General features: G+C 74.5%; 19 protein-coding genes. 10 read left to right on the forward strand and 9 right to left on the reverse strand.

The window, feature by feature from the left end:
- The first annotated feature begins 324 nt into the window (after positions 1 to 324).
- Together AB8Z75_RS05995 and AB8Z75_RS06000 are read left to right on the forward strand one after the other, a co-directional pair.
- Positions 325 to 1,269, forward strand: coding sequence for an ROK family protein (locus tag AB8Z75_RS05995; protein ID WP_369200316.1), 945 nt, complete (start codon positions 325 to 327; stop codon positions 1,267 to 1,269).
- A 299-nt stretch (positions 1,270 to 1,568) separates the two neighbouring features.
- Positions 1,569 to 2,270, forward strand: coding sequence for a DUF4232 domain-containing protein (locus AB8Z75_RS06000; RefSeq protein ID WP_369200317.1), 702 nt, complete (start codon positions 1,569 to 1,571; stop codon positions 2,268 to 2,270).
- Between the two features lie 115 nt (positions 2,271 to 2,385).
- Here AB8Z75_RS06000 and AB8Z75_RS06005 read toward each other — a convergent pair whose 3' ends face one another.
- The 3 genes from AB8Z75_RS06005 to AB8Z75_RS06015 form a co-directional block, all read right to left on the reverse strand.
- Positions 2,386 to 3,162 (reverse strand): alpha/beta hydrolase, encoded by a 777-nt coding sequence (locus AB8Z75_RS06005; RefSeq protein WP_369200318.1) that lies wholly within the window; start codon positions 3,160 to 3,162, stop codon positions 2,386 to 2,388.
- 389 nt (positions 3,163 to 3,551) lie between these two features.
- Entirely contained in the window at positions 3,552 to 3,878 is a 327-nt protein-coding gene (locus AB8Z75_RS06010) for a hypothetical protein (RefSeq protein ID WP_369200319.1), read from the reverse strand.
- Between the two features lie 260 nt (positions 3,879 to 4,138).
- Positions 4,139 to 5,068 carry a DUF6597 domain-containing transcriptional factor gene (locus AB8Z75_RS06015; protein ID WP_369200320.1) on the reverse strand — a complete coding sequence of 310 codons (930 nt, stop codon included), beginning with the start codon at positions 5,066 to 5,068 and terminating at the stop codon, positions 4,139 to 4,141.
- 73 nt (positions 5,069 to 5,141) lie between these two features.
- On the opposite strand from AB8Z75_RS06015, the gene AB8Z75_RS06020 reads away from it, so the two are divergent.
- Positions 5,142 to 5,711 (forward strand): TIGR03086 family metal-binding protein, encoded by a 570-nt coding sequence (locus tag AB8Z75_RS06020; RefSeq protein ID WP_369200321.1) that lies wholly within the window; start codon positions 5,142 to 5,144, stop codon positions 5,709 to 5,711.
- 245 nt (positions 5,712 to 5,956) lie between these two features.
- The gene (locus tag AB8Z75_RS06025) at positions 5,957 to 6,994 is read left to right on the forward strand and encodes an NUDIX domain-containing protein (RefSeq protein ID WP_369200322.1); all 1,038 of its coding nucleotides are present in this window, start codon (positions 5,957 to 5,959) and stop codon (positions 6,992 to 6,994) included.
- Positions 6,995 to 7,025: 31 nt separating this feature from the next.
- On the opposite strand, the gene AB8Z75_RS06030 is transcribed toward AB8Z75_RS06025, so the two are convergent.
- On the reverse strand, positions 7,026 to 8,465 hold the full coding sequence (locus AB8Z75_RS06030; RefSeq protein ID WP_369200323.1) for a dipeptidase: 1,440 nt from the start codon (positions 8,463 to 8,465) through the stop codon (positions 7,026 to 7,028).
- Between the two features lie 126 nt (positions 8,466 to 8,591).
- On the opposite strand from AB8Z75_RS06030, the gene AB8Z75_RS06035 reads away from it, so the two are divergent.
- The 3 genes from AB8Z75_RS06035 to AB8Z75_RS06045 all read left to right on the forward strand — a co-directional run bounded on the left by AB8Z75_RS06035 (position 8,592) and on the right by AB8Z75_RS06045 (position 12,189).
- On the forward strand, positions 8,592 to 9,998 hold the full coding sequence (locus AB8Z75_RS06035; RefSeq protein WP_369200324.1) for a geranylgeranyl reductase family protein: 1,407 nt from the start codon (positions 8,592 to 8,594) through the stop codon (positions 9,996 to 9,998).
- A 203-nt stretch (positions 9,999 to 10,201) separates the two neighbouring features.
- Positions 10,202 to 11,488 carry a sensor histidine kinase gene (locus AB8Z75_RS06040; protein ID WP_369200325.1) on the forward strand — a complete coding sequence of 429 codons (1,287 nt, stop codon included), beginning with the start codon at positions 10,202 to 10,204 and terminating at the stop codon, positions 11,486 to 11,488.
- Positions 11,489 to 11,523: 35 nt separating this feature from the next.
- Positions 11,524 to 12,189, forward strand: a complete 666-nt coding sequence (locus AB8Z75_RS06045; RefSeq protein WP_369200326.1) for a response regulator — start codon at positions 11,524 to 11,526, stop codon at positions 12,187 to 12,189.
- 22 nt (positions 12,190 to 12,211) lie between these two features.
- Here AB8Z75_RS06045 and AB8Z75_RS06050 read toward each other — a convergent pair whose 3' ends face one another.
- The 3 genes from AB8Z75_RS06050 to AB8Z75_RS06060 form a co-directional block, all read right to left on the reverse strand.
- A complete protein-coding gene (locus AB8Z75_RS06050; RefSeq protein ID WP_369200327.1) occupies positions 12,212 to 12,676 on the reverse strand; it encodes a DUF4442 domain-containing protein in 465 nt (154 codons plus the stop codon).
- A gap of 22 nt (positions 12,677 to 12,698) precedes the next feature.
- Positions 12,699 to 13,580 (reverse strand): alpha/beta fold hydrolase, encoded by an 882-nt coding sequence (locus AB8Z75_RS06055; RefSeq protein ID WP_369200328.1) that lies wholly within the window; start codon positions 13,578 to 13,580, stop codon positions 12,699 to 12,701.
- A 141-nt stretch (positions 13,581 to 13,721) separates the two neighbouring features.
- Positions 13,722 to 14,969, reverse strand: a complete 1,248-nt coding sequence (locus AB8Z75_RS06060; protein ID WP_369200329.1) for an MFS transporter — start codon at positions 14,967 to 14,969, stop codon at positions 13,722 to 13,724.
- Positions 14,970 to 14,986: 17 nt separating this feature from the next.
- On the opposite strand from AB8Z75_RS06060, the gene AB8Z75_RS06065 reads away from it, so the two are divergent.
- The 3 genes from AB8Z75_RS06065 to AB8Z75_RS06075 are packed head-to-tail and all read left to right on the forward strand — an operon-like array spanning position 14,987 to position 17,181.
- Positions 14,987 to 16,219 carry an ROK family protein gene (locus AB8Z75_RS06065; RefSeq protein WP_369200330.1) on the forward strand — a complete coding sequence of 411 codons (1,233 nt, stop codon included), beginning with the start codon at positions 14,987 to 14,989 and terminating at the stop codon, positions 16,217 to 16,219.
- 4 nt (positions 16,220 to 16,223) lie between these two features.
- Positions 16,224 to 16,841, forward strand: a complete 618-nt coding sequence (locus AB8Z75_RS06070; protein ID WP_369200331.1) for a GNAT family N-acetyltransferase — start codon at positions 16,224 to 16,226, stop codon at positions 16,839 to 16,841.
- Between the two features lie 40 nt (positions 16,842 to 16,881).
- On the forward strand, positions 16,882 to 17,181 hold the full coding sequence (locus tag AB8Z75_RS06075; RefSeq protein ID WP_369200332.1) for an SHOCT domain-containing protein: 300 nt from the start codon (positions 16,882 to 16,884) through the stop codon (positions 17,179 to 17,181).
- Between the two features lie 44 nt (positions 17,182 to 17,225).
- On the opposite strand, the gene AB8Z75_RS06080 is transcribed toward AB8Z75_RS06075, so the two are convergent.
- Both AB8Z75_RS06080 and AB8Z75_RS06085 read right to left on the reverse strand, forming a co-directional pair.
- Complete coding sequence (locus AB8Z75_RS06080; RefSeq protein ID WP_369200348.1) at positions 17,226 to 17,876, reverse strand: ATP-binding protein; 651 nt, start codon at positions 17,874 to 17,876, stop codon at positions 17,226 to 17,228.
- A 141-nt stretch (positions 17,877 to 18,017) separates the two neighbouring features.
- Positions 18,018 to 18,329, reverse strand: a complete 312-nt coding sequence (locus AB8Z75_RS06085; RefSeq protein ID WP_369200333.1) for a hypothetical protein — start codon at positions 18,327 to 18,329, stop codon at positions 18,018 to 18,020.
- Between the last annotated feature and the right edge of the window lie 74 nt (positions 18,330 to 18,403).

The following is an 18,403-nucleotide window of genomic DNA, read 5'->3' on the forward strand; positions in this document are numbered from 1 at the left end:
TTGTGCGGTCCGCCCGCGGTTCTCGCGGGCTGGGGGGGGGGGGGGGGGGGGGGGGGGGGGGGGGGGGGGGGGGGGGGGGGGGGGGGGGGGGGGGGGGGGGGGGGGGGGGGGGGGGGGGGGGGGGGGGGGGGGGGGGGGGGGGGGGGGGGGGTGTCGCCTGTCGGGAGGGTGCCGCCCTGCGGGGTGGGGCGGTGATCGCGCACCGAGCAGCATAGCCCCGAGGCGGGTCAGGACTGGACAACGTTGTCAGATGTGGCAAGACTTGTGCGGTCCGCCCGCGGTTCTCGCGGGCTCGTCCCCCGCACGCGCAGGAGTCAGCTGTCCATGCTCAACGACCTCGTCGCCGCGCTCGACATCGGTGGAACCAAGATCGCCGGTGCCCTGGTGGACAGCGGCGGCAGACTGCTGGCGCGTACGCAGCGGCCCACCCCCGCCAAGGAGAGCGCCGCTCGGATGAGTGCGGCCGTGGACGACATCCTGCGCGAGCTGACAGCCACCCCCGAGTGGGACCGCGTCGGTGCCGTCGGCATCGGCAGCGCCGGGCCCGTGGACGCGAAGGCGGGCACCGTCAGCCCGGTCAACATCCCCGTCTGGCGCGAGCACCCGCTGGTCGCCGACGTCCGCGAACGCACGGGCGGGCTCCCGCTCTCCCTGATCGGTGACGGCCCGGCCATCGCGGCGGCCGAACACTGGCAGGGTGCGGCGCGGGGGCGGGCCGACGCCCTGTGCATGGTCGTCTCCACGGGTGTCGGCGGCGGGCTCATCCTCAACGGCGCCCTCCACTCCGGTCCCACCGGCAACGCCGGGCACATCGGACACATCAGCGTCGACATGGACGGCGAGCTGTGTCCCTGCGGCTCGCACGGCTGTGTCGAGACCATCGCGAGCGGCACCAACATCGCACGGCACGCGCTGACCTCCGGCTGGCAGCCAGGGCCCGACCAGGACGCCACAGCGGCCGGAGTCGCCGCGGCGGCCCGCGCGGGCGACGCGGCGGCCCGCGCCGCCTACGGCCGCGCCGCACGCGCCCTCGCCGCGGCGATCGCCGCCACCGCCACCCTCGTCGAGATCGAGATCGCGGTCATCGGCGGAGGCGTCGCCCACGCGGGTGACGTCCTCTTCGCCCCCCTCCGCCAGGAGCTCGAGCGGTACGCGACCCTGCCCTACGTGCGCGGACTGGAGATCGTCCCGGCCACCACCGGCACGGACGCCGGGCTCGTGGGCGCAGCCGCCGAGGCGCGGAAACTGATCGGCGCAGGGGCCGCGTGATGCAGCGCGGTGGCGCCCGGCGGGGCGCCACACAGAGCCGTCGACGTCGGACGGGTCGCGGGCGCGGCGCGCCGGCTCTGCTGCGCAACCGGCCTGCCGCACGAAGCCGCCTGCAGGTACGGCGTGCGCACCCGACGCGTGCGCCCCGGGTGCCTTGTTACCGAATCCGGACGGACCCACGAGAACAACGTCCGCCCCGGCGCCATCTCACCGGGTACAGCGACACAGCCGATGCGGTCGCTCGCCCCGCGGGATCAGGCGGAGGCGCCGCGTCCTGACAGACCATGGGGAGCTTCAACATGACCACGCACCGCGCCCGCCGCACCGCCCGTGCCGCCACGCTGGCCGCCGTCACCGCCGCACTGGCGTTGGGCCTGACCGCCTGCGACGGTGCCGATGACGGTGCGGAGGCCGCGAGCGCCGACCGCGCCGCCGATACGGCGCAGGACCGGCCCGCGTCCGGCGGCGAGGACAGTGCGGAGCCCCACAGCGGTGACGACAGCGAGAAGGGGGAGCGCTCAGCGGCCTCCGGGGGTGGAACGGACAAGGCCGCAGGCCAGGGCACGACCTCTGGCACCCAGCAGTGCCGCGGGGACGAGATGCTGGTCACCGCTGTGCACCGGTTCGCGGGCCAGGAGGGCGACCACCTGCTGCTCACCGCGTCGAACGAGGGCAGCAAGCCATGCTGGGTCACCTCGTATCCGGCCGTGAAGCTCGGCGGGGACGTCGACGGCGCCGCACTGCCGCACGCGCAGAAGGACGCCCCGAGCAGCGGCGAGCCCGTCATGCTCCAGCCCGGAGACAAGGCATACAGCGCGGTGAACCTGTTCGACTACGGTTCGAAGAACCACACGGCGGACGCGTTCGCCATCGCGCTGCGCGGCGCGGACGGTGACCTCGGCCCCTTCTACTCCATCGACTCCAAGGGCCAGAAGCCGCAGTTCAGCTGGAACGAGGCCGACGTGCTGAACTGGAACACCGAGAAGCCGTACGACTTCTGAGCTGTGCCGGCCAGGTGGCGCGGTCGGACTCGGCCGGCACAGCCACAGCAATCGCACACGGTGACGCGTCAGAGCGGGCCGGAGCCTTGCCTCGACGAGCGGTGTGCCGCCGGCGTCAACTGCCGTCTGCTGCCGACCCGGCGGCCCGGGCCCCCTTCAGGTGCCGTGTGAAGAACTGGGCCGCGACGTCCCCCGCGAACTGCGGGACGCCGGTGTGGCCGCCCATGTTGGCGTGCAGGGACTTCTCTGCCGAACCGAAGGCGTCGAACAGGTCCAGCGCCGCCTGCCGGTCGTTGCCTTCGTCGTCCCATTGCAGCAGGACATGCAGCGGAACAGTGACCTGCCGGGCTTCCTCGAACATGGCGCGAGGCACGAGACTCCCCGCGAACAGACCGGCGGCCGTGATGCGTGGCTCGACCACCGCCAGCCGGATCCCGACTGAGATCACTCCCCCCGAGTAGCCGACCGGACCGCCGATCTCGGGCAGCGACAGGAAGGCGTCCAGCGCGACCTGCCATTCCGGCACCGCCTTGTCGACCAGCGGGAGGATGAGGGCGTCGACGGTCTCGTCGCTGACCGGCTCGCCGGCCTGCATCGCCCGGCGCAGATCGGCGCGGGCCCGGTCGAGCGCGGGCCAACCGGGCCGGTCGCCGCTTCCGGGGAGCTCGATGGTGGCTGTGGCGAAGCCTTCCGCCGCGCAGTGCCGGGCCCGGGCCACCAGCCGGGGGTACATCGTGCGCAGCCCGAGCGTGGGGTGGCCGAGCAGGACGAGTGGCACTGGCGCGGAAGCGGACGCGGCTTCAGGCGTCCACAGGATGCCGGGAATCTCCTGGAGAGTGAACGCGCGCTCGAGGACGCCGTCGTCGAGGCGTCGCGCGGAAGTGATCTGCATGGTCGTGCCTTTCGGGAGTGCACTGGAACGGCGCTCCCGGACGACCTGCCTATCGCCCGACCGTGACCCCGGAGGGGAGCACCCATGGCAATACTGCGTTCACGGGTACCACCTCCTCGCTCTCTGGCACGGCCTCGGGGAACGTAGCAGTGGGCGGCCCCCGCCCGCGAAGGGTTTTCGCGGCGCCGTCGGTGAGGCGGGAGCCCGCCGCGGCCAGGACCACCCCACCCGTTCCCACGGCCCGCGGCCGATGCCGGGGGAGGGACGCACTGGCGCGGGGGCCGCTGCGCGCCACGGCGGCGCCCCTCGGGAAAGGGGCGCCGCCGCGCACGGGTCAGGTCGGCGAGCGTGCTTCCAGAGCCCGCTCACCTCTCGTGCCGGCCGTGGCCTCACATCTCGTGCTTGCCGTGGCGCAGCGGTTCCTCCGGCTCGGCCGCGCCGGCAGGGGAGACCGGGGAGCCGCCCGAGGTGCCGGCGGGGATGTCGGGGCCCCCGGCACGGGCGTCACCCTGCGAGGGCTCCGCGCCCGCGTCGAGCTGCTCCAGGCGGGCGGCCAGGATCTCCTTCACCTGCGGCCGGTCGGCGTGTGCCTGCTCGTACTCCACGAGCCGCCGCACGTCGTCGCTTCCCAGCGACCTGATCCTGTGCTCCACGGTCCCCGCCGGCAGCTGATCGTAGTCGGGCAGCGGCAGAGCGTCGGACTGGTGTGCTGACATGGGTTCCGGCCTCCTCGGGTGCGACGGATTCCGGTGGTCCGGCGTCCGCTCGTCGCGGGAGCGGGCGCCGCCTGTTCACGGTGTGGGACCGCCTGCGGCGAGCACCACAGCTCGGCGGGTAACCACCGAGCGCGCCCGGCACACGTCCGGACCGTCACCAGGGGCGCGGCGCCCGGCATCCCCACCGTCACCAGGGGGGCGGGGCCCGCACTCGGCCGGGCCGCCACGGGCGGCGGCGCCCCGCACGCCTGGTGCCGCCGTCACGCCTCGGCGGCGGAGACCGGGCGGGGCGGGGTCTCCACGGCCCGGGCGTACGCGGTCGGCGTGACCCCCACAGCGGTGGTGAAGTCGCGGACCAGGTGGGCCTGGTCGCTGTAGCCCAGCTCGCCGGCCAGCTGGGCCCAGTCCGTCGCGGGCTGGGCGGTGGCGCGCTCCATCGCCTCGTGGACGCGGTAGCGCAGGATCGCCCACTTCGGGCTGACGCCGACGTACGTGGCGAAGAGCCGTTGCAGGGTGCGCACGGACACGCCCTCGTCGGCGGCCAGGCGTTCGACGCGCAGGACGGAGCGGTCCGTGCGGATCCGGTCGGCCAGCGCCATGGCCTGCTCGGCGGCCGGATCGGTGCGAGGGGAGAGGGAGAGCAGGAAGGCGTCGAGTGCGGCCACTCTCCGGTCCTCCGCGTCCGGCCGTAGGACACGGGCAGGCGCGTCCTCACGCAGCGCTCCTCCGCCGCCGAACGCGTCGCGCAGCGTCAGCTGCCTGCCTCTCAGGGCCGTGAGAGGGCGGGGCGGCGCCAGGAAGGGGCGGAAGCCGCCAGGGCGGAACTGGACTCCGCACACACGTCCCAAGTCCGCCAGCTTCGTGGTGAACAGGTCCGTGGAGACCCCCGCCACCAGCCCGCTCGCGACGGCGACATCCGCGGGACCGCGCCGCTCGAAGACGAGGTTGACGCACGGGTGCGGGACGACCTGTGAGACGTATGGCTCCGCCAGGTCCCAGTCGATCAGCCAGTAGTGCTCCACCCAGCGGCGCAGCGGCTCGGCCGCCGGTCTGCGCCGGAAGTTGACCCGCGCCAGCAGCGACGGCGCCTGCACGATGCCTCGCGTGTCCCTGCGCGGTTCTCCGGTGTGCCCCCGGGCAGCGCGCGTGCGGTCCTCGTCCGACGCCTGCGCACTGTCCTCACCTGCCATGGCGGCGATCCTATGCCCGGCCATGTCGCGTTTCTTCAAGCCCCGGCCCGCGGCCGGGGCCTAGCGTGCCGGCATGGCCAACGGACTCTCCCCTCTCCTGGACGGCGCTGCCCGCGCCACGGACCCCGTCGTGCGCGGTATCACCGACGAGCAGCTCACGCTCCCCACGCCCTGCGCGGAGTACGACGTGCGGGCGCTGCTCAACCACCTCTTCCACGTCGTCGTCGGCTTCCAGGCGCTCGCCGCCCGGGAGGCCGCCGACTTCACCACCACCCCCGACTACCTGGAGGGCGACTGGCGTACCCGCTTCGGTGCGGAGACCGGCAAACTGGTCACCGCGTGGTCGGCGCCCGACGCGCTGGAGGGCGTCTCTCCGGGCATGGGCATTCCGCAGCCCACCGTGGCCCAGATGGTGCTCGGCGATCTGCTCGTCCACGGCTGGGACCTGGCCCGCGCCACCGGCCAGGACTACCGGCCCGACCAGGCGGTACTGGACGAGGTGCAGCCCGCCGTCGAGGACATGGCGCCCATGGCGCGCAAGGCGGGCGTCTACGGCGAGGAGGTTTCCGTACCGTCCGACGCCACCTCCTTCGAGAAGGTGCTCGCCGCCACCGGCCGCGACCCCCGCTGGTCGCCCCGCTGATCCCGGCTCCGGGGGCGGACCGCCTCGTCCTTCGGGACCCCCGCCGGCGCCGTCCGGGCCTCCGGCGGCCGTTCCTCCCCCTGTCTGTCGTTCAGCCCTCCCGCGCGGGGACGCGCGCGCCCCGCCGTACGCGCCGGGGCGCAGGCGCCGTGCCTCTCCGGGCGCCGGGAGAGCCGCCCCGGCGCGTTTCCCCCACCGGGTGATGCGGGCAACTGAACGGGGACGACGGATGAGGGGGGAACACCGTGATCGTCTGGCTGAACGGCGCGTTCGGCGCGGGCAAGACCACCGCGGCGAACGAACTGCTGGACCTGCTTCCCGGCAGCACGCTCTACGACCCCGAAGTCATCGGCGCCTCACTGCGCTGGATGCTGCCCAAGGAACGCCTCGGACAGATAGCCGATTTCCAGGACCTGCACTCATGGCGGCGGCTCGTGGTGGACACGGCCGCCGCCTTGCTGACGGAGGTCCAAGGACCGCTGATCACTCCGATGACGCTGCTGCGGCGCGAGTACCGCGACGAGATCTTCGGCGCGCTCGCCGCCCGCCGGATCCCCGTACAACACCTGCTGCTGCACGCCGACGAACCGGTACTGCGCGAGCGCATCGACACCCGCGCCGCCGACGACGGCGGCTCCACCCGCGCCTGGTGCCTGGCACACCTGTCCTCGTACCGGGCGGCCCTGCCGTGGATCACCGCCGAGGCGCACACGCTCGACACCAGCGGCCTCACCCCCCGGCACACGGCGGAGCGCCTCGCCGAGGCGATCGGCGCCGGAGCGGGCGCCACGGACATCGTGCAGACCCCCGAGCCGACAGCCGAGACGGTCGCCGCGGGGGTGCTGCTGTTCGACGACCGCGACCGGGTGCTCCTCGTCGATCCCACCTACAAGCCCGGCTGGGAGTTCCCCGGTGGCGTGGTCGAGCGCGGTGAGGCGCCCAGCACCGCGGGCGTCCGCGAGGTCTGCGAGGAGTTGGGACTGCGGTTGCCGGCGCAGCCCTCGCTGCTGGTCGTCGACTGGGAGCCGCCGCAGCCGCCGGCGTTCGGCGGGATGCGGCTGCTCTTCGACGGGGGACGGCTCGCGGCCGAGGACGCCACCGCGCTCCTGCTGCCCGGCGCCGAACTCCGCGGTTGGCGCTTCGTGACCGAGGGCGAGGCCGCGGCGCTCCTCCCTCCCCACCGCCTGGAGCGGCTGCGCTGCGCCCTGCGGGCCCGCAGGGCGGGACACCCCCTCTACCTCGAGGGCGGCGTCCCGACCGGCTGCGGCAATCTGCTGCGCTGACGCACCCCCAGGGCAGGCGTTCCGGATGGGGTCAGGCGCTCTTCTGCTGGGCGTATCCGTGCAGGAAGAGCGCCTCGGCCACCGCCATCCGCTCCAGCTCGCGCGGGTCCACGCTCTCGTTCACCGCGTGGATCTGCGCCTCGGGCTCGCTCAGCCCGATCAGGAGGATCTCGGCGTCCGGGTAGAGGGCGTCCAGCGCGTTGCACAGCGGGATCGAGCCGCCCATTCCGGAGACCTGCATCTCCAGCCCGTCGTACGCCTCGCGCAGCGCCGTGGCCATCGCGGTGTACGCCGGGCTGGAGGTGTCGGCGCTGAACGGCTGCCCCTGGCCGATCACTTCGGTGGTCACCCGCGCCTGCCACGGCACGTGCGACTCCACGTGCGCGACCAGCAGCTCGATGGCCTTCTCGACGTCGGTGCCCGGCGGGATCCGCAGCGAGACCAGGGCGCGCGCGGACGCGTGCACCGAGGGGGTGGCGCCCACGACCGGCGGGCAGTCGATGCCCAGCACGGTCACGGCCGGACGTGCCCACAGCCGGTCGGCGACCGCGCCGCCGCCGAGCAGGCCGACCCCGTCGAGCACCTTGGCGTCCCGCCGGAAGTCCTCCTCCGGGTACGGCATGCCCTCCCAGCGCGCGTCCGCGCCGAGGCCGTCGACGACGGTGTTGCCCTCGGCGTCCCGCAGGGAGTCGAGCGTGCGCAGCAGCGCGGCCAGCGCGTCCGGTGCCGCACCGCCGAACAGGCCCGAGTGCAGGTTGCCTTCGAGCGTGTCGACCTGGACCCGCAGCAGCGTCATGCCGCGCAGCGTCGCGGTGACGGTCGGCACCCCGCAGCGGAAGTTGCCCGCGTCCCCGATGACGATGGCGTCCGCGGCCAGCAGCTCGGGGTGCGCCCGTGCGTACTGCTCCAGGCCGCCGGTGCCCTGCTCCTCGGAGCCCTCCACGATCATCTTGACCGAGACGGGCAGCCCGCCGTTCTCCCGCACGGCCCGCAGGGCGAGCAGGTGCATGAGGAAGCCGCCCTTGCAGTCGGCCGCGCCCCTGCCGTACCACCGGCCGTCCGCGCCGTCGGTCAGCTCGAACGGCGGGGTGCGCCAGGCGGCCTCGTCCAGCGGCGGCTGGACGTCGTAGTGCGCGTACAGCAGCACCGTCGGTGCACCCGCCGGGCCGGGCAGGTGGCCGTAGACCGACTGGGTGCCGTCCGGTGTGTCCAGCGCCGCCACGTCCCGGAAGCCCTCCGCGCGCAGCGCGTCGGCGATCCACCTGGCGGCCCCCTCGCACTCGCTCACCGGGAACTGCTCGGGGTCCGCGACCGAGCGGAAGGCCACCAGCTCGCCGAGCTCCGCCTTGGCGCGCGGCATCAGCGAGGCGACGGTGGCCGCGACCCCCGCGGCGGAGGGGGCCGGGCCTGACCCGGCGGACGTGGGGGCTGCTGCGGGCGTGGCCGTCGGTTCTGACGGGGGCTGCGGCATGGGAACGCTCCTTGTGGGCGCGACGTTGGCACACGTGTACGGACACATGTGTATCGCACGTGACCCGCCCCGTAGGATGCGGTGGGCCATACCGTCAGCAGAGGTCAACCGGGAGCACAGCACATCGTGAGCAGCGAGAACGCAGCCGGGAACGAGGACGTCGAGCCTGCGGGGGACCGGTGGCAGGACCGCCCCGTCTGGGACGTCGTCGTGGTCGGCGCCGGGCCAGCCGGGGCCTCGGCCGCGTACGCGGCGGCCGTCGCCGGCCGCAAGGTGCTGCTCGTGGAGAAGGCCGAGCTGCCCCGCTACAAGACGTGCGGCGGCGGCATCATCGGCCCCTCCAGGGACTCGCTCCCGCCCGGCTTCGACCTCCCGTTGCGCGACCGCGTGCACGCGGTGACCTTCACCTTGAACGGCAAGCTCGCCCGCACCCGGCGCGCCCGCAGCATGCTCTTCGGCCTGGTCAACCGGCCGGAGTTCGACAACGCCCTGGTCGAGGCCGCCGTCAAGGCCGGCGCCGAGGTGCGCACCGGTGTCGCCGTCTCCCGTGTCGAGCAGCACGGGCCCGCCGTGCCCGACCGCCGCACGGTCGCCGTCGTGCTGGCGGGCGAGGAGGAGCCGGTCCTGGCCAGGGCCGTGATCGGCGCGGACGGCAGCGCGAGCCGGATAGGCGCCCACGTCGGCGTCAAGATGGACCAGGTCGACCTCGGGCTGGAAGCCGAGATCCCCGTCCCCGCCAGTGTCGCGGAGGACTGGGCGGGGCGCGTGCTGGTGGACTGGGGCCCGCTCCCCGGCAGTTACGGCTGGGTCTTCCCCAAGGGCGACACGCTCACCGTCGGCGTCATCTCCGCGCGCGGCGACGGCGCGGCCACCAAGCGCTATCTGGACGACTTCGTCGGCCGCCTGGGCCTGGCCGGATTCGAACCCCGCGTCTCCTCGGGACACCTGACCCGCTGCCGTGCCGACGACTCGCCGCTCTCCCGCGGCCGGGTCCTCGTCGCCGGTGACGCCGCCGGTCTGCTGGAGCCCTGGACCCGCGAGGGCATCTCCTTCGCCCTGCGCTCCGGACGCCTGGCGGGGGAGTGGGCCGTACGCATCGCCGAGGCGCACGACGCGGTGGACGCGCGCCGGCAGGCCCTCAACTACGCCTTCGCCGTCAAGGCGGGGCTCGGCGTCGAGATGGGCGTGGGACGGCGGTTGCTGCAGATCTTCGCCCGCCGCCCCGGCCTCTTCCACGCGGCTCTCACCGGCTTCAGGCCCGCCTGGAACGTCTTCGCCCGCTTCACTCGCGGCGCCACCTCGCTCGCCGAGGTCGTCCGGGTGCACCCCCTCGCCCGCCGTGTGCTCGACACGTTCGACCGCAGGGAAGCCGCACGCGGCGGCTCCGCCGCCGTCGAGGACGCGCGGGAGAGCGCCGACGGCGCCGTGCACGGGGACGCGGAGCCGGGCGACCGCGCGGAGGCCACCGACGAGCGTCCTTCCGCGGGCCGCGACGAGCCCGGTGGCGAGTCGACGCGACGCCGCTCGGCCTGACGCGGCCCCCGAGCGCACCGCACCTCCCGCCGGACGGCTCCGCCGCGACCGCGCGCTCTCCGGCCGGGTGGCTCCGTGCGACCGCCCGTTTCCCGGTCGGGTGGCTCCGTGCGACCGCCCGTTCCCGTACTCCCGGGGGAGTAGCCGCGAGCACCGCGCCCGGCTGACGACGCGCCGTACGAGGCGCGTCTAGCGTGAGAGGCGTGGTCAGCACTCCTTCCCCCTCCGCCGCTCCCGGCGCCGGCGCCGCCGCCCCGGTGGCGGGCACAGGACCGGCGCGGCCCCGGTGGCGTCGTCGGCCGGGGTGGATCCCCGCGCCGCCGCTTCGGGGGCGGCGGCGCGTTCCGTGGGCCACGTCGGCCGCCGTCTTCGTGCTCCAGCAGGCCGGCACGGGTTTCGCCGCACACAACGAGCGGGCCGCCGAGGCGGTCGGTCCGGACGGGGCGGCACGCCTCCTGCTGACGCTGGGGCCGCTGCTGCTGCTGGCCCGGTACCGCCTCCCGCGAACGGCGCTGTTCGGGACGTCGGCGGTGACGCTGGCGTATCTGGCGGCCGGCTACCCCTACGGGCCCGTCCTGCTCGGCGTCGTCGTCGCGGGCTTCGCCGCGCTCGTGGCGGGGTATCGGTACGCGACCTGGTCCGCCCTCGGCATGCTCTGGCTGGGCAACCTGCTGGTGGCCCACGCCTTCCACCGGCTGCTGCCGCCCGGCGGCGATCCGCCGGGCTCCTGGGGCACGGACCTGTTCATGCTGGTGTGGATGGTGGCGCTGTGCACGGCGGGCGAGCTGGCCCGGGTGCGCCGCGCCGAGCGGGAGCGCAGGCAGCGCGAGACCGCAGAGGCGGAGCGGCGGCGGGCTGACGAGGAGCGGCTGCGCATCGCCCGCGAGTTGCACGACGTGCTGGCCCACAGCATCTCCGTCATCAACGTCCAGGCAGGGGTCGGCCTCGCCCTCCTCGACTCCGACCCGGCGCAGGCACGCACCGCGCTCACCACCATCAAGACCGCGAGCAAGGAGGCGCTGGGCGAGGTGCGCCAGGTGCTGGACACGCTCCGTGCGCCGGGTGACGCGCCCCGCGCCCCCGCACCCGGGCTGGACCGGCTGGCCGAGCTGTCCGAGCAGGCCGCGAGCGTCGGACTCCGGGTCACCACCGAGACGGAGGGTGCGCCCGTACCGCTGCCGCCGGGCGCCGACCTGGCGGCGTTCCGCGTCGTCCAGGAAGCCCTCACCAACGTGGTGCGCCACTCGGGTTCCCGCACCGCGCTCGTGCGGATCCGCTACGGCGCGGTCGCCATGGAGCTGCTCGTCGACGACGAGGGGCCGGCGACCGGCACAGGACCGACCGGCGGCGGCAACGGGCTGGTGGGCATGCGGGAGCGGGCGGCGGCGTTCGGCGGCACCGTCGAGGCGGGCCCGCGCCCCGGCGGCGGCTTCCGCGTACTGGCCACGATCCCGCTGCCGCCGGAAGAGGGCGGCGCGCCGCTACAGTGACCGCCCTGCCGCACCGGAGAACACAGGGAGACACCGTGATCCGCGTCCTTCTCGCCGACGACCAGATCCTCGTCCGCGCCGGTTTCCGGGCGCTGCTGGACGCGCAGCCCGACATCGAGGTCGCGGGCGAGGCGGCCGACGGCCAGGAGGCGGTCGCGCTGGTCCGTCAGACGGCCCCCGACCTGGTGCTGATGGACATCCGGATGCCCGTGCTCGACGGTCTGGCCGCGACCCGACGCCTCACCGGCGACCCGGACTTCGCAGCGGTCAAGGTCGTCATGCTGACCACGTTCGAGCTGGACGAGTACGTCTTCGAGGCGCTGCGCTCCGGGGCCTCGGGGTTCCTCGTCAAGGACACCGAACCCGACGAGCTGGTGCGCGCGGTGCGCGCGGTCGTCGACGGGGACGCGCTGCTCTCGCCCAGCGTCACCCGGCGCCTGATCGAGGAGTTCGCCGCCCGCTCCAAGCAGCCCGCCGCGGCCGAGGGGCTGGCCCGGCTCACCGAGCGGGAACGGGAGGTGATGGCACTGGTGGGCCTGGGCCTTTCCAACGAGGAGATCGCCCGCCGGCTGGTCGTCTCTCCGCTGACGGCCAAGACCCACGTGAGCCGCACGATGGTCAAGCTGGGCGCCCGCGACCGCGCACAACTTGTCGTCCTCGCCTACGAGTCGGGACTGGTGCGCCCGGGCTGGCTGGGCTGAGCCCACCCCGGGCGGGAGGCGGTCACGCGTCCCGCTTGCGGCGCACGTAGAGCTGTTTGCGGACGCGCGCGACGACGGTACCGTCCGCGGCCGTGACCGTGGACTCGAACCACGGCAGCGCCTTGGAGCCGTCCGCCGTGGCTGCGCGGATCTCCTCCATGCGGTCCTCGGTCAGCTTGAAGTCGGCGTAGACGTCGCCCCGCCCAGGGGAGACGAACTCGATCTCGGCCGCCTTGTCCCACACCACGTAGCCCCGCCCCAGCCGGTTGACCGCCAGCAGGCAGAAGAAGGGGTCGCTCATCGAGTAGAGGGAGCCGCCGAACTGGGTGCCGAAGTAGTTGCGGTTGAACCGGGTCAGGCGCAGCCGCACCCGGGCGCTGCTCCAGTCGTCGGCCATCTCCAGTACGCGGACGCCCGTGAAACGGTAGGGCGGATACCAGTTCAGGGCCCGCCGCAGGCCGCCGGGTGTGCGGAGCACGTCTGCCATGGCGGCGAAGCTACCACGTGCGTTACTCATTGGTAATCACGGTGCCGTGGCCGCCCTCTTCCCGCTCTGCTCGACCCTCTCGCAGGAACTCGCTCAGTGCCGCCGCCAGTTCGGCGGGTGCGTCCTCCTGGACGAGGTGGCCGGCACCTTCCAACAGCCGGAGCCGGGCCCCGGGGATGACGTCGGCCAGCCGGTGCGCATGCTCGACGGGGAGCCAGGCGTCCTCGGCGCCCCAGCAGACGAGGACGGGCAGAGCGAGGTCGCCGTAACGCTCCTCGATCTCGTCGGTCCAGCGCCGGTCGTTCTGGGCCATCTGCCGGTAGAGGCCGGCCTGTCCCGCCTCGTCGAGCCAGGGCGCGGCCAGCCCCTCCACGACCTCGTGAGGCAGTCCGGGGCCGCCGACCGTGGAGACGTACTCCCGCACCAGCGCCGCGTGCAGGCGGGGCGGTAGCTGCTCGAACACCTCGGCATGCCGACCCATCAGGTGGTAGGCCCCTGTGTTCCAGGGAGCGAGTGCCGTCGCGTCCACCAGCGCGAGCCGCGCGAAACGCGCGCCGTGCAGCAGGTGGGCCCGCAGGGCGACGGCGCCTCCGAAGTCGTGCCCCACCACGGCGGGGCGCTCCAGCTCCCAGTGTTCCAGGAGTGCGGCGAACAGCCGGCCCTGCGCGTCCAGCGAGACGTCCTGGCCCTCGTACTTGGCCGAGGTGCCGTAACCGGGCATGTCCCAGACGAACACGTGGTGGTTCTCGGCCAGCGTGCGGGCGGCGTGCCGCCACACGAAGGAGGACCACGGGGTGCCGTGCAGCAGGACGACGGGCGGCAGTGCCGGGTCGCCGAGCGCGGCCCAGCGCACGGTGCCGGCAGGGCTCTCGTAGGTGCGGTCCAGTGTCCAGGTCTCGTTCATGGTGACCACTGTGCTGGCCGGTGAGTGCGCACAACACTGGCCAGAGGGACGATGAGCGCAAGATTCTGGCCACGCCGCCTGCGACCGGGCGCGGTCGGCGCCATTCTGGCCATGCCGCCTCCGAGCGGGCGCGGTCGGCGGTCAGCCGCGCGGCAGCACCGCCCGCCGCGTCGCCCACGCCGTGAGGGAGGCGAACGCGGCCAGCACCGCCACCGTCAGCAGCGCCGTCCGGAGCGAGAACCAGTCCGCCAGGAAGCCGATGGCCACAGGCCCGACCAGGATGCCGCCGTAGCCGAAGGTGGAGGCGGCGGCGACACCGCCGGGCCCCGCGAGGTCGCCGGCGCGCCCGATGGCGATGGGGAAGACGTTCGCGAGGCCGAGACCGGTGAGCACGAACCCGGCCAGGGCGAGCCACACCGACGGTGCCAGGGAGCCCAGCAGCATGCCGCAGCACCCCAGCGCGCCGCCCGCGATCAACACCCGGTCCGGACCGAGCCGTTCGACCAGGGGTGTCCCCGACAGCCGCCCCAGCGTCATCGCCCCGGCGAACACCGAGTACCCGGCGGCGGCCAGCCCGGCGCCCGCTGACAGGTCGTCGGCCAGGTGCAGGGCGCTCCAGTCGGCCAGCGCCCCCTCGCCGTACGCCGTGCACAGGGCGATCAGTCCCAGGACGGCGACCAGCCACCGCGCGCGCCCGGCCGCCCGTGGGCCGCCGCCCGCCGCCTCGGCTCCGTCCCGCTCGCGCCGTGCGGGCTCAAGGCCGAAGCGCAGCAGCGGCCGGGCGAACAGGAGGGCGAGGAGCAGCCCTGCGGCGGCGAGCAGCAGCAGGTGCCGGGTGGGGCTCAGCCGTCCCGCGACCAGACCGCCCAGGCCTGCGCCGAGCATCCCGCCGAGACTGAACGCGGCGTGGAAGCCGGGCATCACGGGGCGCCGCAGGGCGGCGATCAGGTCGACGGCCGCGCTGTTGAGCGCGACGCTCATGCCTCCGTACGCGGCGCCGAAGACGAGCAGCACCAGGCCGAGGGCGAGCGCCGAGCGGGTGAGCGGCGGGAGGGCGACGCTCAGCGGCAGCAGCAGCCCGCAGGCCAGCACGACGGGTTGGCTGCCCAGGCGCGAGCAGAGCCTTCCGGTGAGCATCATGGTGGCCACGGCGCCCGCGGAGACGCCGAGCAGGGCGAGGCCGAGCGCGCTGGACGACGCGCCGGTCTGGGCCTTGACGGCGGGGATGCGGACGACCCAACCGGCGAAGAGGAAGCCGTCGAGAGCGAAGAAGACTGTCAGGGTGATGCGGAAGCGGCGCAGGTCCGGGCGAGGGGAGGCGGCGGATGGACGACCGCGGTGCCCCGTTGCACCGGCGAGCGCCGACCGTATTTTGTTCAGTGTCGGCACAAAGAGAGAATAGAGGCGTGACCCAGACGCGTACAACAAGGCTGGAGCGAGGGCGTTCGGCGCTCGGACCCGCGCTGGAGCTGGTCCACACCGGGCAGGCGCCCACCCGCGCGGTGCTCACCGCCGAACTCGGCGTGACCCGGGCGACAGCGGGAGCCGTCGCGAACGAACTCGAAACCCTCGGGTTCATCACCGTCGACCCCCACCCCACGGCCCCGGTCGGCACCCAGGGCCGCCCCTCCCACCGGCTGGCCGTCAACCCGCGGGGTCCCGTGGCGCTGGCCGCCCAGATCCACGCGGACGGCTACCGCGCCGCCCTCGTCGGCCTCGGCGGGCGCATGGTGGCCACCGCGCCCGGCTGCGGCACGGTCGACGCGGACCCGGCGCAGGTCATCAGCGAAGTCGTCCAGGCGGGCGCCCAGTTGCTCCGCGACACCGGGCGGCGCTGCGTCGGCGCCGGGCTCGCGGTGCCCTCCGCCGTCGCCGAACCCGAAGGGACCGCGCTCAACCCCCTGCACCTCGCCTGGCAGGCGGGCGCCCCCGTCCGCGACACCTTCCGCGCCTGCCTCGCCGAGGCCGGCATCACCCACCCCGCGGACGGCCCACCGGTCACCGGCTTCGCCGCCAACGACCTCAACGTGGCCGCCCTCGCCGAGTACCGGCACGGCGCGGGGCGCGGAGCCAGGCACCTGCTCGTCGTCGGCACGGGCCACCACGGCGTGGGCGGCGCCCTGGTGCTCGACGGGCGCCTGCACACCGGCAGTTCGGGCCTCGCGCTGGAGGTCGGCCACCTGACCGTGGACCCCGGGGGGCGCCCCTGCCACTGCGGCAGCCGCGGTTGCCTGGACGTGGAGACCGACCCGGCCGCCCTCTTCTCCGCCGCCGGACGCACACCGTCCGACCGCGACTCGCTGCTGGCCCAGGCCGGTGAGCTGATCCGCACCGCGTACGCCACCGACACCCGGGTCCGCGCGGCGGCGGGGCGGCTCATCGACCGGCTCGGCCTCGGACTCGCGGGGCTGGTCAACATCCTCAACCCCGACCGGATCGTGCTGGCCGGGCTGCACCGCGCCCTGGTGGAAGCCGACGGCGAGCGCCTGCGCGGCGTCGTCGCCGACCGCAGCCTGTGGGGCCGCAGCGGCAGCGTGCCCGTCCTGCCCAGCGCGTTGGAGCACAGCTCGCTGGTCGGCGCGGCCGAACTGGCCTGGCAGCCCGTTCTCGACGATCCGATCGGTGCGCTGGGAGGATGAAACCATGCGGATCGAAGCGGGACGCGCCCGCGAACTCGGCGTACTCCAGGAGATCGAACGGGCGGCGGGGCGCTGGTTCCGCGACATCGGCATGGACGAGATCGCCGACGACGAGCCGCCCACGCTGGAGTCGCTGGAGAGTTACGCGCGCTCCGGCGGCCTGTGGGTCGCCACCCCGGCGCCCGGGAGCTTGCCCGTCGCCTACGCGCTGACCGAACCCGTCGACGGCTGCCTGCACGTGGAGCAGCTCTCCGTGCACCCCGACAGCGCGCGCCGCGGTATCGGCCGCGCCCTCCTCGACGAGCTGGCGGCCAGGGCCGCCGCCGACGGGATACCCGCGCTCACCCTCACCACCTTCGCCGACGTGCCCTGGAACGCGCCCTACTACGCGCGCTTGGGCTTCCGTGCCCTGGCCACCGGCGAACTCACCCCCGGGCTGCGCACGATCCGCGCCGACGAAGCCGCGGCGGGCCTCGACCGCTGGCCCCGGGTCTGCATGCGCCGCGAGACGGACCGCCCGGCGCGCGCCACGCCGTCCGGGAGCCCGTACTCCCCGCGAGGTACCTCCGATGCCGCCGGCCGTACGACGACCGAGCCCCCCTCCGGCGCGCACTCTCGGTAGCGAGCACGCACCACGGACCGCTACCGAGGAGCTGAGGACGATGGAACTCCTGGCCCATTGGCACGACGGCGGGGGCCCCGGCCCCTGGATCCTGTTCTTCCCGCTGGCCTGGGCGGCCGTCGTCGTCGGCGGCTTCACCCTGCTGCGCCGCACCGCCTGGCGCGGTCGCCGCGGGCCCTGGCAGCCGCAGACCGCGCACGGCCGCGAGACCCCGCTCGACCTGCTCGGCCGGCGCTTCGCCCGCGGAGAGATCGACGAGGACGAGTACTGGCGCCGCGCCTCCGTACTCAGCGCGAGCATCAGCGAGGGGCACGGCGAGGCCCGGGGATCCAAGCGGTGAGCGGTACGGCTGCCACCGCCCGAGGGCCTGCGGCCCGGTGAGGCTCACCCCGTGGGGGCGGTCTCCGCCTCCACGGGGGGCGGCACGGCCGCCGTGGAGGCGGCCTGCGGCCACCGCTCCACCGGGGCGGCGGCCCGCGCCGCGCGCGGCCCCGGCTCGGAAGCATCGCCCGCCCCCGCCGCCTTGCCGCCGGAGCGGCGGCGGCCGGCCCCCTTCCGCGGGGGCGCCGGCAGCGCGAACCAGACGGTCTTCCCCGAGCCGTCGTGCTGGGTGCGCACACCCCAGCTCTCGCTGACCGCCGCGACCAGCGCGAGCCCCCGCCCGTGCGTGGACAGCCCTTCCCGCCGGGCCCTGGCGCTCCGGGCGGCGTGCGGCAGCCGCGGGTCGTGGTCGCGCACCGAGACCGTCAGGCGGTTCCAGACGAAGGAGAGCTCGACCGTGCAGTGCTTGCCGGCCGAGGCGGGGTTCTCGCCCACTGCCCCGTCGCCCGCCGCGTGCCGCAGGACGTTGGTCAGCAACTCGGTCAGACCGAGCGTGGCGGTGTCGACGAGGGCGTCCAGACCCCAGTAGCGCAGTTGCGCGGAGACGATGCCGCGCACCTGGCCGATGCGTGAGGGCAGCGCCTGGAACTCCACGGCGCAGTGCCGCCCCGGGGCCGGGGCGGTGTGCTCGGTCGTGCTGCTCGACGGACTGATCACGACGCGACTCCCTGCCTGCTGCGACCTGCCCTGGGAAGGGCGAGGACGGATCTCCACATGTGACGTGCGTTACCTGGTCAGCATGCGGGCCGACGAGCAGGGCCGCAACGCGGAGCGACGGTGCGACTACCTTCCGCGTCAGGTGCCGAGTACGCCGCGCTCGGCGGCGGACTTCGCGCGGGCCGTCCGTACCGCCGACAGCAGTCCCTCGCGGTGCCTGAGGCCCAGCCGCAGCACATAGCTCCTGCCGCGCAGCGTCGCCAGCGCCTGGTCGCGCAGCCCGTAGCCGCTGATGCGTACCTCGTCCACCGGGGCGCTGTCGATTTCACTCCCGTAGCTGGTCATCAAAACCAGTTCGCCGTCCCGCACCAGCACGTGACCGGCCCGGGTGAGTGAGCGAAGCATCCGGCGTATCCCCACGCCGGTCGCGTCGAACTCCGACTCCACCACGACACACCGCCTCCCACCGGATCCATCCCGCGGAGGTACCCCCGAACAGTGCGCACACACCCCCGGAAGGCCCA

Origin of the sequence: Streptomyces sp. PU-14G (genome assembly GCF_041028275.1) — a bacterium.
Taxonomy (GTDB): domain Bacteria; phylum Actinomycetota; class Actinomycetes; order Streptomycetales; family Streptomycetaceae; genus Streptomyces.

Bases quoted from the DNA above. Each gene is read 5' to 3' on its own strand.
- AB8Z75_RS06010 (WP_369200319.1), bottom strand. From the start codon at position 3,878: ATGTCAGCACACCAGTCCGACGCTCTGCCGCTGCCCGACTACGATCAG.
- AB8Z75_RS06070 (WP_369200331.1), top strand. From the start codon at position 16,224: ATGCGGATCGAAGCGGGACGCGCCCGCGAACTCGGCGTACTCCAGGAG.
- AB8Z75_RS06000 (WP_369200317.1), top strand. From the start codon at position 1,569: ATGACCACGCACCGCGCCCGCCGCACCGCCCGTGCCGCCACGCTGGCC.
- AB8Z75_RS06015 (WP_369200320.1), bottom strand. From the start codon at position 5,068: ATGGCAGGTGAGGACAGTGCGCAGGCGTCGGACGAGGACCGCACGCGC.
- AB8Z75_RS06005 (WP_369200318.1), bottom strand. From the start codon at position 3,162: ATGCAGATCACTTCCGCGCGACGCCTCGACGACGGCGTCCTCGAGCGC.
- AB8Z75_RS06020 (WP_369200321.1), top strand. From the start codon at position 5,142: ATGGCCAACGGACTCTCCCCTCTCCTGGACGGCGCTGCCCGCGCCACG.
- AB8Z75_RS06030 (WP_369200323.1), bottom strand. From the start codon at position 8,465: ATGCCGCAGCCCCCGTCAGAACCGACGGCCACGCCCGCAGCAGCCCCC.
- AB8Z75_RS05995 (WP_369200316.1), top strand. From the start codon at position 325: ATGCTCAACGACCTCGTCGCCGCGCTCGACATCGGTGGAACCAAGATC.
- AB8Z75_RS06075 (WP_369200332.1), top strand. From the start codon at position 16,882: ATGGAACTCCTGGCCCATTGGCACGACGGCGGGGGCCCCGGCCCCTGG.
- AB8Z75_RS06055 (WP_369200328.1), bottom strand. From the start codon at position 13,580: ATGAACGAGACCTGGACACTGGACCGCACCTACGAGAGCCCTGCCGGC.
- AB8Z75_RS06050 (WP_369200327.1), bottom strand. From the start codon at position 12,676: ATGGCAGACGTGCTCCGCACACCCGGCGGCCTGCGGCGGGCCCTGAAC.